This window comes from Kitasatospora sp. NBC_00315 (assembly GCF_041435095.1).
Taxonomy (GTDB): domain Bacteria; phylum Actinomycetota; class Actinomycetes; order Streptomycetales; family Streptomycetaceae; genus Kitasatospora.
Genome location: NZ_CP108025.1, coordinates 3205672 through 3218628 on the forward strand (window position 1 = coordinate 3205672; position 12957 = coordinate 3218628).

Here is a 12957-nt window from a genome sequence, read left to right on the forward strand (position 1 = left end):
CGCACCGCGGGGCCCGGACCGCAAGCCCGGGCCCCGGACTCCACGTCCTGAACCCCGTGCCCCGGATCCGGTGTTCCACGCTACGACCGCATCCAACCACGGCCACCGCCGGCGGCGCTCCCCGCAGCCGGGCTTCGGGCGGGCTCGCGGGCCCTGCTGCCCATCCGGGCCAGTGCCTCGACCACCCGGGGGTCGTACGCCCGGCCGCGCTCCAGCCGGAGCAGTTCCAGGGCCTCCAGCCGGCCCGCCGGGTCGGGTACGCCCCGGCCCCGCGCCGCCGTCAGCAGGTCGTCGTGCGCGTTGGCGACCCGGATGATCCGCGCGGCCAGCGGCAGCGAGCGGTCCCAGCCGCCGTCCGGGCCCCGGCAGGGGTCGGCCAGCCGGGCGACCTGTTCGGCGACCCGGCGCGGCACCCCGGTGCGGCTGATCACCTCGCTGCCCAGGCGTGCGATCCGCTGCTGCTCAGCCGTGGGGAGCAGCGCGGTGGCGCCGTCCGCAACGGGTTCGACCAGCGACAGCTGGCCGATGTCGTGCATCAGCGCGGCATACTCCAGCAGGGCGAGTTCGCGGGTGCCCAGGCCCAGCTCGCGGCCGAGCGCGCAGGCGGTGTCGGCCACCCGGCGGGCGTGCCCGGGCGGGGTGTAGCCGGCCAGTTCGGTGGCGCGGGAGAGGGTCGCGATGGTCTGCCCGGTGGTGGCCCGGACGGCCGCCGCCCGGCGGAAGGAGACCTGTGCGAGCAGCAGCGGCGCGCAGAACAGCGGCAGCGCCCAGAGGCCGATCTCGCCGGCCGCCAGGCTCACCAGCATGCCGGTGGCGACGATCGCCGAGCCGATGCCCGGCAGCGCCCGCAGCTCGTCCTCCAGCGCGGCGGGCAGCCGCAGGCCGGTGCGGGCGCCGTGCAGGGCGGCTGCCAGCGTCGCGTCGCAGAGTGCGGCGAGGGCCGCCAGTACGGCCAGGAAGACCCCGTAGGCGGGGCCGGACAGCGGGAGCCGGTCGAGCAGGCCGTCGTTGTAGAGCGGCTGGAAGACGGCGCCCGCGAAGCCGACGGTGAGCAGCCGCCGGGCGGCGGTGTCCCGTCGGACGGGGTCGCCCCAGGGGCGCCCGACCCGGCGCCGCGGCGGCCGGGTCAGGACGGGGGCCAGCGCCTGCGGGAGGACGGCCAGCAGGCCGCCGGCCCCGGCGACCGCGACCACCTGCAGCACCCCGTGCGTGGTCGGCACCCCGCGCAGCGGGCCGAGCAGCGCGTACGCGAGGGCGGCGGCCGCTCCGATCGGCGCCTGCTCGCGATCCCCCGGCAGGGTGACCCGCACGCACTCGCCGACGGCGATCAGGACGGCGAAGGCGAGCGCGACCCGGGGCTGGGCCACACCGTGTGCCACGACCGAGGCGCAGGCAGCCGCCAGCAGGGCCGCGGCCAGCGCGTGCGCCAGCGGCGGCACGACGGCGGGCACCGCGCCGGTGCGGCGCGGCGCCCGGGCGCTCCGGCGCGAGCGGCGGTGCGCGGCGGGGTGGGAGCGGGGTGGGAGCGGGCGGGCGCCGCGCCGGGACGTCCGGGCGCCGGAACCGCGCGGTGGCCGGTGCGCGGGGCTCATGCCGGCCCGGCCGACGGCACGCCGTCGCCCTGCGCGGGGATCCCGGCGGACCGGGCGCGGGCCGGCTCGGGGAGGCCGAGCGGGATGTCGGGCACCTCGCCGGCCCAGCCTCCGGGGGGCGGCAGCGCGGGCCGCCAGCCGTGCTCGCCGACCGCCGCGACCAGCGCCCGGACCATCACCGGGTCGAACTGGTCCCCCGCGCACCGCTCCAGCTCCGCGACCGCCTCGGCCACCGGACGACCGCGCCGGTACGAGCGGGTGGAGGTCATCGAGTCGAAGGCGTCCGCGACCGAGATGATCCGGGCGAACTCCGGGATCCGCTCCCCCGCCAGCCCGCTCGGGTAGCCGCGGCCGTCCATCCGCTCGTGGTGGTGCAGGATCGCGGCGTGCGCCTCGCCGAGGAAGGCGATGCCGCGGACCAGGTCGTGGCCGTACACCGGGTGGATCTCGACGGCCTGCCGCTCCTGGGCGGTGAGGGGGCCGTTGCGGCGCAGCAGCTCGGTGGCGACGCCGAGTTTGCCGACGTCGTGCAGGATCCCCGCGAAGCGCAGCGTCCGCAGCCGCTCGGGCTCCATCCCCAGCTGGCGGGCGATCAGCACCGAGGCCCGGCCGACCCGTTCGCTGTGGCCCCGGGTGTACGCGTCCTTGATCTCGACGGCCTGCACCAGCGCCTGGACGGTCGCCTGGTGGGCCTCCCGCTCACGGTGCCCCTGGGCCAGCACCCAGGCCGAGATGGAGAGCGGCAGCAGGGCGAGCAGCGCCGCGAACGCCCCGTACGGGCCCTGCCAGAGCACCGCGACCATCAGCCCACCCGCCGCGTGCACCAGGACGGGCAGGCCGAGGGCGGCCGTCGCGTCGCGCAGCAGCACGGCCGGCGGGCGGCGCTCGGCCAGTGCCAGCATCAGGCCCACCAGTACGCCGTTGAGCAGGCAGAACACCGCGACGGCGGCGAACGCGGGCGGCAGGGCGCCGGGGAAGCTGACGCCGAGCAGCAGGCGCGGGCCGCCCAGCAGGTGGAAGGCGCAGGCGGCGGCGAAGGCGGAGAGCGCGAGCTGGGCGGCGTTCCAGACCCGGCGGGGGGTGCTCGGCGCCGCCGCCGGCCAGGAGAGTGCGGCGGGGACGGCCACCAGGGCGGCGGCGGCGGGCGGCAGCATCAGGAGCCCGGCGAAGAGCACCGGGAAGAAGGCGCCCGCGCCCGCCCCGGCCGGGGGCGGCGGGGAGAGCGGCCGCCGGCCGGGCCTCCCGGCCCACAGTCGGCCCAGCAGGCGGGCGCAGGGCGTGGGCACACCCTGGGCGAGCGACTCCCAGCAGGAGTGCAGGAAGGCGAGCAGTCCGAGCTTGGGCCAGTCGACCGGGCCGCCGAGCCAGTGCGCCAGGCCGGCCGCGACGGAGCCCGGCAGCAGGGGGAGGGCGAGGCAGCAGGCGATCAGCGGCAGGGTGAGGGCGGGCAGGGCCACGAGGTAGCACAGCGCGGCGGGCCTCAGCCCGCACCGTCCGCGGCCGGCCCGGTCGTCGGCGGGGACGGTGCCGGCCCGGACGTCGGCGGGGACGGTGCCGGCCCGGACGTCGGCGGGGACGGTGCCGGCCCGGACGTCGGCGGGGACGGACCCGTCGGCGGGGCCGGCGGGCGCGGGTGCGTGGGCGGCGGGGGGTGCGTGGGCGGCGCCGGCGCGGCCGTCGCTGCCGCCGATGTCGGTGGCGATCTCGACCTCCCCCTGCAGCCCGCGCCGCCCTCGATGCGTCGGGTGGCGCTGCGGCGGTGTCCGTCAGGAGAATAGGCCGCCGCTCCGGCGTGGCGACGCACGATCGCGCATTGCCCCGGCCGACACGGGGCCAACTCACCCGAACGAGTGAAGCTCGCCCCGGGAGTGCGGGAGCACGGGAACGGCGCGGGCCCCGGGAGTGCTCCCGGGGCCCGCGCCGTTCCCGCTGCTTCTAGCGCTGCTCCGCCGTGCCGGCGGTCTCGGCGGCCGCGTACGGCGCCTGCGGACGGTGTTCGCCGGCGTCCGCCTCGATCACCGGCGCGGCCTGGACGACCGCCCCGACCTCGACCGTGGTCTCGACCGACACCACAAGGGCCTCGCCCGGGTGCTCTCCCGCGCGGATCGAGTCGATCCTGGCCAGCACCTTGCCACGGAGGTCGGACGGGGTGTCGTCGCAGCCGCAGGAGCGCTTGATCAGCGCCTTGATCGCCTGTTCGAGCCCGTACTTCTCCAGGCAGGGCGAGCACTCCTCGAAGTGCACGCGCAGCTTGGCGCAGTCGCCCTCGGCCATCTCGTTGTCGAGGAATTCGTACAGGTGGTCGAGAACCTCGCCACACTCCGTGTCGTGCGGATCGCCGCAGCTCATGACCCCGCGCCCTTCGCTTCCTGCCCTGCCCCGGTGCCGGCCGGGACGAGCCCGCGCTCACGGGCGTAGTCCTCCAGCATGCCGCGCAGCTGACGGCGGCCACGGTGCAGTCGGGACATCACCGTACCGATGGGTGTGCCCATGATGTCCGCGATCTCCTTGTAGGCGAACCCCTCGACGTCCGCGAGATAGACGGCGATCCGGAACTCCTCCGGGATGGCCTGGAGGGCGTCCTTCACGTCGCTGTCGGGCAGGTGGTCCAGCGCCTGGGTCTCCGCGGAGCGCAGACCGGTCGACATGTGCGACTCGGCGCGGGCCAGCTGCCAGTCCTCGATCTCCTCGGCGGCCGTCCGCTGGGGCTCGCGCTGCTTCTTGCGGTACGAGTTGATGAAGGTGTTGGTGAGGATGCGGTACAGCCAGGCCTTGAGGTTGGTGCCCTCGCGGAACTGGTGGAACGACGCGTACGCCTTCGCGAACGCCTCCTGGAGGAGGTCCTCGGCGTCGGCCGGGTTGCGGGTCATCCGCAGGGCCGCCGAGTACATCGGATCCAGGAAGCCCAGGGCGTCGCGCTCGAAGCGCTCCCGCCGGGTCGCTTCGCTCTCCTGCGCGGACACCCGGAAGGTGTCCTCGCCGATCGCCTCGGCCAGCTCCTCGCCGGTGAGCGCCTCACCCGTGGGCACGCCCTCGCTCGGGTCGGTACCCGGATCGGCCTCGTGCTCGGTCCCGACGACCGGACCCACCTCCTCGGCAGTGCGGGCTCGGCCCACGGCGGGCCGCCCCGAAATGGAGGATATCGGGCTGACGGGCTTCTCGCCCGCGACAAGCCAATCGGACCAGGTCGGCGAGAAGCCGTTCCCGACCGCGCGCTCGTCAGGCCGCTCGGGGCACACGATCGAACCCATCTGCACTGCCTTTCCACCGGGTGCGAAGCTGACGAGGGTGTTAACCACACCGTCCCCGCCCGCATTCCCGGGCCCCGGGCGACCGGTCAGCCGGGCCGCCGGACCAGCTCCAGCACCCAGTCGGCGACCGCGTCCGTGATCATCGCCAGCACCTCGGCCTGCCCGACCGGGGCCCGTTTGGGCACGTCGAAACCGTGACTGCCGTACGGGACGGCCACCAGCCGCCGGTCCGCCGGGAGCGCGGGGAACTCGGCCGGCCCGCCGAAGGGATCGGCGACGCTCTGCACGACCAGGGCGGGCAGGGCGCAGTCCAGCAGTTCGTCCGCCCGGCTCTTCTCCGGCCGGCCCGGCGGGTGCAGCGGGAAGGCCAGGGCGACCACGCCGATCGCACCGCTCGCCGCCCCGGTGCGGCAGGCCACCCGGGCGCCAGCGCTGCGCCCGCCGACCACCAGGGGCACTCCCTGGGCCAGCAGGTGGGCGGCGACCGGCGTCCAGCCCGCGTCCAGGGTCCTCGGCGCCGGCGCGAGCCGCTTGCCGGCCACCCGCCAGGGCTGCTCGACCAGGGCGACGGTGATCCCGAGCGGCGGCAGGGCGGCGGCCAGCGCCTGCAGGTCGCGGGCCTCGATGCCGCCGCCCGCGCCGTGGCCCAGGGCCAGCAGCGCCTCGGGGGGCGCCTCGGCCGGGGCCCAGGTGATCCGGGCGTCCCCGGCGGGCGTGGGGACCAGGGTGGGGGCGGGTGGGCGCATACGGCGGGCTCCGTGGCGGGTGGCGGAAGGTGTGGAGACGGGTGGTCGGGTGGTCGGGAGGCGGGAGGTCGGGACCACGAGGTCCGGAGGGGACGTCGCGGGGGCGGGATCGGACCAGGACTGGATCAGAAGAGCGTGGTCACGAGTTCGTCCGGGCCGAGCGGCCGGGTCAGCTCCGGTCCGTTGTTGCGGATGCTGCCGACCGCGGCCGCGACCGGCTCGGCCCGCAGCGCACCGGCCGCGGGCGGCACGAGCAGCGCCCGCAGCTCCTCCGGGTCGGTCAGGCGCGGGTCGAGCCAGTCGTCGTACGCCGTCCGGTCCAGGAAGAGCGGCATCCGCTCGTGGATCGGGGCGAGCGACTCCTCGGCCGCGGTGGTGACGATGCTGCAGGTCACCAGCCAGGCGTCGGGGTGGCCCGCCGGGTGGGCCCGGTCGCGCCAGAACTCGTAGAGGCCGGCCAGGGCGAGCACCCCGCCGTCCGCCCGGCTGACGAAGTACGGCTGCTTCGGGGGCCTGCTGCCGCCGCCGGGCAGGGTCTGCCACTCGTAGTAGCCGTCGACCGGGAGGATGCAGCGCCGCGCGGCGAAGGCCTGCCGGTAGGACGGCTTCTCGTGGACGGTCTCGGCCCGGGCGTTGATCATCTTGACCGCCGCCTCCGGGGATTTCGACCAGGCCGGCACCAGACCCCAGCGCAGCGCCCGCAGCTGGCGCACCGGCCGAGGCCCGCCCGCGGGCAGGCGCTCCAGCACCGCGAGGACCGGGCAGGTCGGCGCGACGTTCCAGCTCGGGGCGAGGGTCTCGGTGGGATCCCACAGCTCGACGCCGAAGATCTCGGCCAGGTCCTCGGGCCTCCTGGTGGAGGCGAAACGACCGCACATACCGTCAGCTTGCCACGACCGCCGTGCCGGCGGCCCGTCCGTCCGGGACCTCGCCGTCGGACCGGGAGAACCGACCACTGTCCCGGAGCCGTCCTGGCATGGGAGGCTGCCACCCCGGCGCGGCGCCACCCGGCACCGCCGGTGCGGTGCGCGGCGCGGCAGAGCGGCGGCGCTCCACGGCCGCGGCACGCCGGAGCGGCAGGACGGGCAGCGGCCCGCAGGCAGCAGGCAGCAGGCAGCACCAGGACAACGGGGCACGACCGGAGGCAGGGCCAGCGACATGGACGGACACAGCATCGCCGAGGTGTGGGACCGGGTCACCGGCACCCAGCCCGCCCCACCGGCCTGGATCGTCCTGGGCAGCGCCGGCGTCGCCCTGCTCGCGGTGCTGCCGCACCCGGTCTGGCGGCTCACCCGCAACGTGGTGACGATCGCGCACGAGGGCGGCCACGGCCTGGCCGCGCTGCTCACCGGGCGCCGGCTCTCCGGCATCCGACTGCACTCGGACACCTCGGGCCTGACCGTCTCCTCCGGCCGGCCCACCGGCCCCGGCATGATCCTCACGGCCGCGGCGGGATACACCGCGCCCTCGCTGCTGGGCCTCGGCGGGGCCGCGCTGCTGGCGGCCGGGCGCATCACGGCACTGCTGTGGATCTCGATCATCCTGCTGGCAGCCCTGCTGATCATGATCCGCAACGCCTTCGGGCTGCTCTCGGTGGTGGTCACCGGCGCCGCCTTCTTCCTGGTCTCCTGGTACGGCGGCAGCGAACTGCAGGCGGCCTTCGCATACCTCGGGATCTGGTTCCTGCTGCTCGGCGGGGTCCGTCCGGTGGCCGAGCTGCAGCGCAAGCGCCGGCACGGCGGGGCGCGCGACTCGGACGCGGACCAGCTGGCCAGGTTGACCGGGGTCGCCGCGATCGTGTGGGTGACGGTGTTCCTCGTGGTGGCCCTCGCTTCGCTGGCACTGGGCGGCAGTTGGCTGACCGGCCACGTCCCACCATTCGGGTAGGCGCTGGGGCCGTTCCCGTACGGCCCCTAAACTGACCTCCATGACCGACACTCTGTGGCCCGCCCCCGTCGCCACCGCCGCCGTCGACGCGACCGTCACCATCCCCGGCTCCAAGTCGGTCACCAACAGAGCGCTGGTGCTGGCCGCGCTGGCCGGTGAGCCCGGCTGGGTGCGCCGCCCGCTGCGCAGCCGCGACTCCCAGCTGATGGCCGACGGCCTGCGCGCGCTCGGCGTCGGCATCGAGGAGACGGTCAACAACACCACCGGCGGCAGCGGCGGCGGCGAGGCCTGGCGGGTCATCCCGGCCCCCGCGCTGCGCGGCCCGGCCCGGGTGGACGTGGGCAACGCCGGTACGGTGATGCGCTTCCTGCCGCCGCTCGCGGTACTGGCCGACGGACCGGTCCACTTCGACGGCGACCCGCGCTCCTACGAGCGCCCCCAGCACGGTGTGATCAACGCCCTGCGCGCGCTGGGCGCCCGGATCGACGACGGCGGCCGCGGGTCCTTCCCCCTGACCGTGCACGGCTCCGGCGCGCTGGACGGCGGCCCGGTGGAGCTGGACGCCTCCTCCTCCTCGCAGTTCGTCTCGGCCCTGCTGCTCTCCGGCGCCCGCTACAACCAGGGCGTGGAGGTGCGACACGTCGGCGGCCCGGTGCCCTCGCTCCCGCACATCCGGATGACCGTGGAGATGCTGCGCCTGGCGGGTGTGCAGGTCGACGCGCCGGAGGACGGCGGCGAGAAGGACGTCTGGCGGGTCACCCCCGGCGCACTGCTCGGCCGCGACATGGTGGTCGAGCCCGACCTCTCCAACGCCGCGCCGTTCTTCGCCGCCGCGCTGGTCACCGGCGGCCGGGTGGCCGTCCGGGACTGGCCCCGGCACACCACCCAGCCCGGCGACCAGCTGCGCGAGATCTACACCCGGATGGGTGGCAGCTGCCGGTTCTCCGACCTGGGCCTGGAGTTCACCGGCACCGGTCGGATCCACGGCATCGAGGCCGACCTGCACGACGTCGGCGAGCTCACCCCGGTGATCGCCGCGGTGGCGGCGCTGGCCGACTCCGAGTCCCACCTGTACGGCATCGCCCACCTGCGGCTGCACGAGACGGACCGGCTCGCCGCGCTCGCCAAGGAGATCAACGACCTGGGCGGCGACGTCACCGAGACCGAGGACGGCCTGCGGATCCGTCCCCGTCCGCTGCGCGGAGGCGTCTTCCACACCTACGAGGACCACCGGCTGGCCACCGCCGCCGCCGTGCTGGGCCTGGCCGTGCCCGGCGTCGAGGTGGAGAACGTCGCCACCACCGCCAAGACCCTGCCGGACTTCCCGAAGATGTGGCACGACCTGCTCGCGGGGGTGGACGCCGACGCCGGCGAAGGGGCGGCGGCGAGGGCCTGAGCGGAGACTGGGCACATGCGCCGCTACGGCAAGGACGCCGACGAGGACGACATCCGCAACCGGCCGGGCCGAAAGGGCTCCCGGCCCCGGACCCGGATCCGTCCCACCCACGACGACGCCGCCGAGGGGATGATCCTCACCGTCGACCGGGGCCGACTGACCTGTCTGGTCGGGGCGGGGACGAAGCAGGAGCGCGAGGTCGTCGCCATGAAGGCCCGCGAGCTGGGCCGCAAGGGCGTGGTGGTCGGCGACGTGGTCAACATCGTCGGCGACCTCTCCGGTGAGCCGGACACCCTGGCCAGGATCGTCCGGGTCGAGGAACGCACCTCCGTCCTGCGGCGCACGGCCGACGACGACGACCCGTACGAGCGGATCGTGGTCGCCAACGCCCAGCAGCTGGCCATCGTCACCGCGCTGGCCGATCCCGAGCCCAGGCCCCGGCTGATCGACCGCTGTCTGGTGGCGGCCTACGACGCGGGCATGGAGCCGATCCTGGTGCTCACCAAGGCCGACCTGGCCTCGGCCGAACCGCTGCTGGAGGCGTACGCGCCGCTCGGCATCGCCTATGTGGTGACCCGGCGGGACGAGCTCGCCACCGAGGGGGCGGAGGCCGTCCGGGCGCACCTGCGCGGGCGCTCCACGGTCTTCATCGGCCACTCCGGGGTGGGCAAGACCACGCTGGTCAACGCCCTGGTGCCGGAGCACCAGCGGTCCACCGGGGTGGTCAACGCGGTGACCGGGCGGGGCCGGCACACCACCGTCTCGGCGCTGGCCCTTCGGCTGCCGCCGCCGCCCGGCGCCAAGCCTGGCTCGAAGAAGGCGCTCGACCCGGGCTGGGTGATCGACACTCCCGGCTTCCGCTCCTTCGGACTGTCGCACATCGACCCGTCCCGGGTGATCCACGCCTTCCCCGACCTGGAGCCGGGGACGGTCGAGTGCCCGCGTGCGTGCAGCCACGACGAGCAGGACTGCGCGCTGGACGCCTGGGTCGCGGACGGCCACGCCGAACAGGCCCGGCTGTACTCGCTGCGGCGGCTGCTCTCCTCGAAGGACCTCCGCGAGGGCGACTGACCGGTGCCGGGCGCCCGAATTGCGCCGCGCCCCGAGGTGTCGGACGGCGGCGCCCTGGTGATCATAGGAAAGTGGTCAGCACAGGAAAGTCGGCCCGTCCGGCCCGACCCGTCGACCGACAGGGAGTCAGCGCGATGGCATGGGCCTTGGTGATACTCGCCGGCCTGCTGGAGACAGGTTTCGCGATCAACCTGAAACTCAGTGAGGGATTCACCAAACTCTGGCCCACCATCGGCTTCTGCGCGTTCGCGCTCGGCAGCTTCGGCCTGCTCACGCTCTCGCTCAAGAGCCTGCCGGTGGGCAGCGCGTACGCGGTCTGGACGGGTATCGGCGCGACCGGGACCGCGATCTACGGCATGGTCTTCCTGGAGGAGTCCTCCTCCGTGCTGAAGCTCGTCTCGATCAGCCTGGTGATCGCCGGCGTGGTGGGCCTGCAGCTCAGCGGCAGCGGGCACTGAACCGGGCGGTCACCGCGAAACCCGCTGTCCGACGGGCGGGCCCCGCTGCCGGGACGGGGGTCGCCTCGCTACTGTTTCGACCATGGCCGACTACCACGACGATCTCCGCCTCGCCCACGTCCTCGCCGACTCGGCCGACTCGATCACGCTGGAGCGCTTCCGGGCACTCGACCTCAAGGTCGAGACCAAGCCCGACCTGACGCCCGTCAGCGACGCCGACAAGGCCGTCGAGGAGCTGCTCCGCGGCGTGCTGCAGCGGGCCCGCCCGCGCGACGCCGTGTACGGCGAGGAGTTCGGCATGCAGGGCTCCGGCCCGCGCCGCTGGGTCATCGACCCGATCGACGGCACCAAGAACTACATCCGGGGCGTGCCCGTCTGGGCCACCCTGGTCGCCCTGCTGGAGGCCGGCCCCGACGGCGAGGAGCGCCCGGTCGTCGGCATGGTCTCGGCGCCCGCCCTGCAGCGCCGCTGGTGGGCCGCCGAGGGCCTCGGCGCGTACGCGGGCCGCAGCCTCGCCAAGGCCTCGCGGATCCACGTCTCCGGGGTCACCCGGCTCGCCGACGCCTCGCTCTCGTTCTCCTCGCTCACCGGCTGGGAGGAGCGCGGCCGTCTCGATCCGTTCCTGGACCTCACCCGGGACTGCTGGCGCACCCGGGCGTACGGGGACTTCTGGTCGTACATGATGGTCGCCGAGGGCGCGGTGGACATCGCCGCCGAGCCCGAACTGAGCCTGTGGGACATGGCCGCGCCGTGCATCGTCGTCCAGGAGGCCGGCGGCCGCTTCACCGGCCTGGACGGCGTGCCCGGCCCCGGCGGCGCCGACGCCGTGGCCACCAACGGCATCCTGCACGAGGTCGCGCTGCGCCGCCTCAGCGTCTGACGGCGGGGTTTCCGAGGGTCCGATGGGTGCGGGCCCCGGGGCGGTGCGTCGGCGACCGGCCCGGGGCCCGCTGTTCGGGGGTTGCCGCCGCCCGCGGCTGCTTCTGCTCGCGGATTACGGCTGCTCGCGCGTCACGGCTGCTGGCGCGTCACGGCTGCGGCCGGGGCTACGGCTGCTTGCGCAGCTCGCGCACCGCCGCCTCCAGGCGCCGCCCGTAGTCGGCGTCGGCCCGGCGGAAGTTCTCGATCGCCCGCTCGACGATGTCGTCACGGTCGGCGGAGACCTTGGCGATGAAGCCGGCCAGGTTGCCGACCAGGCGGCCCTTCTCGTCCTCGCTCATCAGCCGGTAGAGGTCGCCGGCCTGGACGAAGTCGTCGTCCTCGCTGTGCGAGGGCGCCTCGTGGTTGCCGGTGGCGCCGGTGACCGGGACGGCGGCCCAGAGCGGACGGCCGGTCTCGACCGGGCCGCCGAAGCTGTTCGGCTCGTAGTTCTTCCGGCGGCCGTGGCGGCCGTCGTAGAGGTGGCCGTCACGGCTGTTGGTGCGCGCCTCGCTGGCGTGCGGGCGGTTCACCGGCAGGTGGTCGGCGTTGACGCCGACGCGGTAGCGGTGGGCGTCCGCGTAGGCGAACAGCCGGCCCTGGAGCATCTTGTCCGGGGAGGGGCCGATGCCGGGCACGAAGTGCGACGGCGAGAAGATCGACTGCTCGACCTCGGCGAAGACGTTGTCGGGGTTGCGGTTGAGCTCCAGCCTGCCGAACTCGACCAGCGGGTAGTCGGCGTGCGGCCAGACCTTGGTCAGGTCGAACGGGTTGAAGCGGTAGGTCGCGGCGTCGGCGGCCGGCATGATCTGGACGCTGACCGTCCAGCTCGGGAACTCGCCGCGCTCGATCGCCTCACGCAGGTCCCGCTGGTGCGAGTCGGGGTCGGTGCCCGCGAGGACGGCCGCCTCCTCGCTGGTCAGGTTCCTGATGCCCTGGTCGGTCTTGAAGTGGTACTTCACCCAGAAGTACTCCCCGGCCTCGTTCTGCCACTGGTAGGTGTGCGAGCCGAAACCGTCGGTGTGACGCAGCGTCGCCGGGATGCCGCGGTCGCCGAACAGCCAGGTCACCTGGTGGGTCGACTCGGGGGACAGGCCCCAGAAGTCCCAGACGTTGTCGGCCTCCTGCGAGCCGGTGTACGGGTCGCGCTTCTGGGTGTGGATGAAGTCCGGGAACTTGATGGCGTCCTTGATGAAGAACACCGGGGTGTTGTTCCCGACGAGGTCGTAGTTGCCGTCCTCGGTGTAGAACTTCAGCGCGAAGCCGCGCGGGTCGCGGACGGCGTCGGCCGAACCGAGGTTGCCCGCCACGGTGGAGAAGCGCAGGAAGGTCTCGGTCTCCTTGCCCACCTCTCCGAGGAACGACGCCCGGGTGTAGCCCGTCACGTCGGCGGTGACCGTGAAGGTGCCGTAGGCGCCGGCGCCACGGGCGTGCACCACGCGCTCCGGGATCCGCTCGCGGTTGAAGTGCGCGAGCTTCTCGAAGAGCAGCTGGTCCTGTATGAGAGCCGGGCCGCCTGCGCCGGCGGTCTCGGAGTTCTGGTTGTCGGCCACGGGCGCGCCCGCCTCCGTGGTGAGCACGGGCCGCAGCTCGTCCTGGGCAGTCATCGGGGGGCCTCCGCGTCGTCCGGGCTTGATG

12 protein-coding genes are annotated in these 12957 nt (G+C 74.7%); 5 read left to right on the forward strand and 7 right to left on the reverse strand.

From position 1 onward, the window contains the following. Positions 1 to 80: 80 nt before the first annotated feature. From OG823_RS12790 to OG823_RS12815, 6 genes are all read right to left on the reverse strand, one after another. Positions 81 to 1592: an HD-GYP domain-containing protein gene (locus OG823_RS12790; protein WP_371479614.1), complete on the reverse strand. Its 1512-nt coding sequence runs from the start codon at positions 1590 to 1592 to the stop codon at positions 81 to 83. Beyond that, positions 1589 to 3049 carry an HD-GYP domain-containing protein gene (locus tag OG823_RS12795; protein WP_371479615.1) on the reverse strand — a complete coding sequence of 487 codons (1461 nt, stop codon included), beginning with the start codon at positions 3047 to 3049 and terminating at the stop codon, positions 1589 to 1591. The genes OG823_RS12790 and OG823_RS12795 overlap by 4 nt, the downstream gene beginning before the upstream one ends. A gap of 478 nt (positions 3050 to 3527) precedes the next feature. Next, a complete protein-coding gene (gene rsrA / locus OG823_RS12800; protein ID WP_371479616.1) occupies positions 3528 to 3941 on the reverse strand; it encodes a mycothiol system anti-sigma-R factor in 414 nt (137 codons plus the stop codon). Continuing rightward, on the reverse strand, positions 3938 to 4588 hold the full coding sequence (locus OG823_RS12805; RefSeq protein ID WP_371484454.1) for a sigma-70 family RNA polymerase sigma factor: 651 nt from the start codon (positions 4586 to 4588) through the stop codon (positions 3938 to 3940). The genes rsrA and OG823_RS12805 overlap by 4 nt, the downstream gene beginning before the upstream one ends. 341 nt (positions 4589 to 4929) lie before the next feature. Continuing rightward, positions 4930 to 5589 (reverse strand): alpha/beta family hydrolase, encoded by a 660-nt coding sequence (locus tag OG823_RS12810; protein WP_371479617.1) that lies wholly within the window; start codon positions 5587 to 5589, stop codon positions 4930 to 4932. Positions 5590 to 5714: 125 nt separating this feature from the next. Then, positions 5715 to 6467 carry an SOS response-associated peptidase gene (locus OG823_RS12815; protein WP_371479618.1) on the reverse strand — a complete coding sequence of 251 codons (753 nt, stop codon included), beginning with the start codon at positions 6465 to 6467 and terminating at the stop codon, positions 5715 to 5717. A 280-nt stretch (positions 6468 to 6747) separates the two neighbouring features. Between OG823_RS12815 and OG823_RS12820 the strand changes: the two genes are divergently transcribed. The 5 genes from OG823_RS12820 to hisN all read left to right on the forward strand — a co-directional run bounded on the left by OG823_RS12820 (position 6748) and on the right by hisN (position 11281). After that, entirely contained in the window at positions 6748 to 7476 is a 729-nt protein-coding gene (locus OG823_RS12820) for a M50 family metallopeptidase (RefSeq protein ID WP_371479619.1), read from the forward strand. A 40-nt stretch (positions 7477 to 7516) separates the two neighbouring features. Further along, on the forward strand, positions 7517 to 8872 hold the full coding sequence (aroA, locus tag OG823_RS12825; protein ID WP_371479620.1) for a 3-phosphoshikimate 1-carboxyvinyltransferase: 1356 nt from the start codon (positions 7517 to 7519) through the stop codon (positions 8870 to 8872). Positions 8873 to 8887: 15 nt separating this feature from the next. Beyond that, entirely contained in the window at positions 8888 to 9943 is a 1056-nt protein-coding gene (gene rsgA, locus OG823_RS12830; protein ID WP_371479621.1) for a ribosome small subunit-dependent GTPase A, read from the forward strand. Between the two features lie 134 nt (positions 9944 to 10077). Continuing rightward, positions 10078 to 10401, forward strand: a complete 324-nt coding sequence (locus OG823_RS12835; protein WP_371479622.1) for a multidrug efflux SMR transporter — start codon at positions 10078 to 10080, stop codon at positions 10399 to 10401. An 82-nt stretch (positions 10402 to 10483) separates the two neighbouring features. Next, a complete protein-coding gene (hisN, locus tag OG823_RS12840) occupies positions 10484 to 11281 on the forward strand; it encodes a histidinol-phosphatase (protein WP_371479623.1) in 798 nt (265 codons plus the stop codon). A gap of 166 nt (positions 11282 to 11447) precedes the next feature. Here the strand turns inward: hisN and OG823_RS12845 are convergent, their stop codons facing one another. Beyond that, complete coding sequence (locus OG823_RS12845) at positions 11448 to 12926, reverse strand: catalase (RefSeq protein WP_371479624.1); 1479 nt, start codon at positions 12924 to 12926, stop codon at positions 11448 to 11450. Between the last annotated feature and the right edge of the window lie 31 nt (positions 12927 to 12957).

Bases quoted from the DNA above. Each gene is read 5' to 3' on its own strand.
- OG823_RS12845 (WP_371479624.1), bottom strand. From the start codon at position 12,926: ATGACTGCCCAGGACGAGCTGCGGCCCGTGCTCACCACGGAGGCGGGC.
- OG823_RS12810 (WP_371479617.1), bottom strand. From the start codon at position 5,589: ATGCGCCCACCCGCCCCCACCCTGGTCCCCACGCCCGCCGGGGACGCC.
- OG823_RS12790 (WP_371479614.1), bottom strand. From the start codon at position 1,592: ATGAGCCCCGCGCACCGGCCACCGCGCGGTTCCGGCGCCCGGACGTCC.
- rsgA (WP_371479621.1), top strand. From the start codon at position 8,888: ATGCGCCGCTACGGCAAGGACGCCGACGAGGACGACATCCGCAACCGG.
- OG823_RS12820 (WP_371479619.1), top strand. From the start codon at position 6,748: ATGGACGGACACAGCATCGCCGAGGTGTGGGACCGGGTCACCGGCACC.
- hisN (WP_371479623.1), top strand. From the start codon at position 10,484: ATGGCCGACTACCACGACGATCTCCGCCTCGCCCACGTCCTCGCCGAC.
- OG823_RS12815 (WP_371479618.1), bottom strand. From the start codon at position 6,467: ATGTGCGGTCGTTTCGCCTCCACCAGGAGGCCCGAGGACCTGGCCGAG.
- rsrA (WP_371479616.1), bottom strand. From the start codon at position 3,941: ATGAGCTGCGGCGATCCGCACGACACGGAGTGTGGCGAGGTTCTCGAC.
- OG823_RS12835 (WP_371479622.1), top strand. From the start codon at position 10,078: ATGGCATGGGCCTTGGTGATACTCGCCGGCCTGCTGGAGACAGGTTTC.
- aroA (WP_371479620.1), top strand. From the start codon at position 7,517: ATGACCGACACTCTGTGGCCCGCCCCCGTCGCCACCGCCGCCGTCGAC.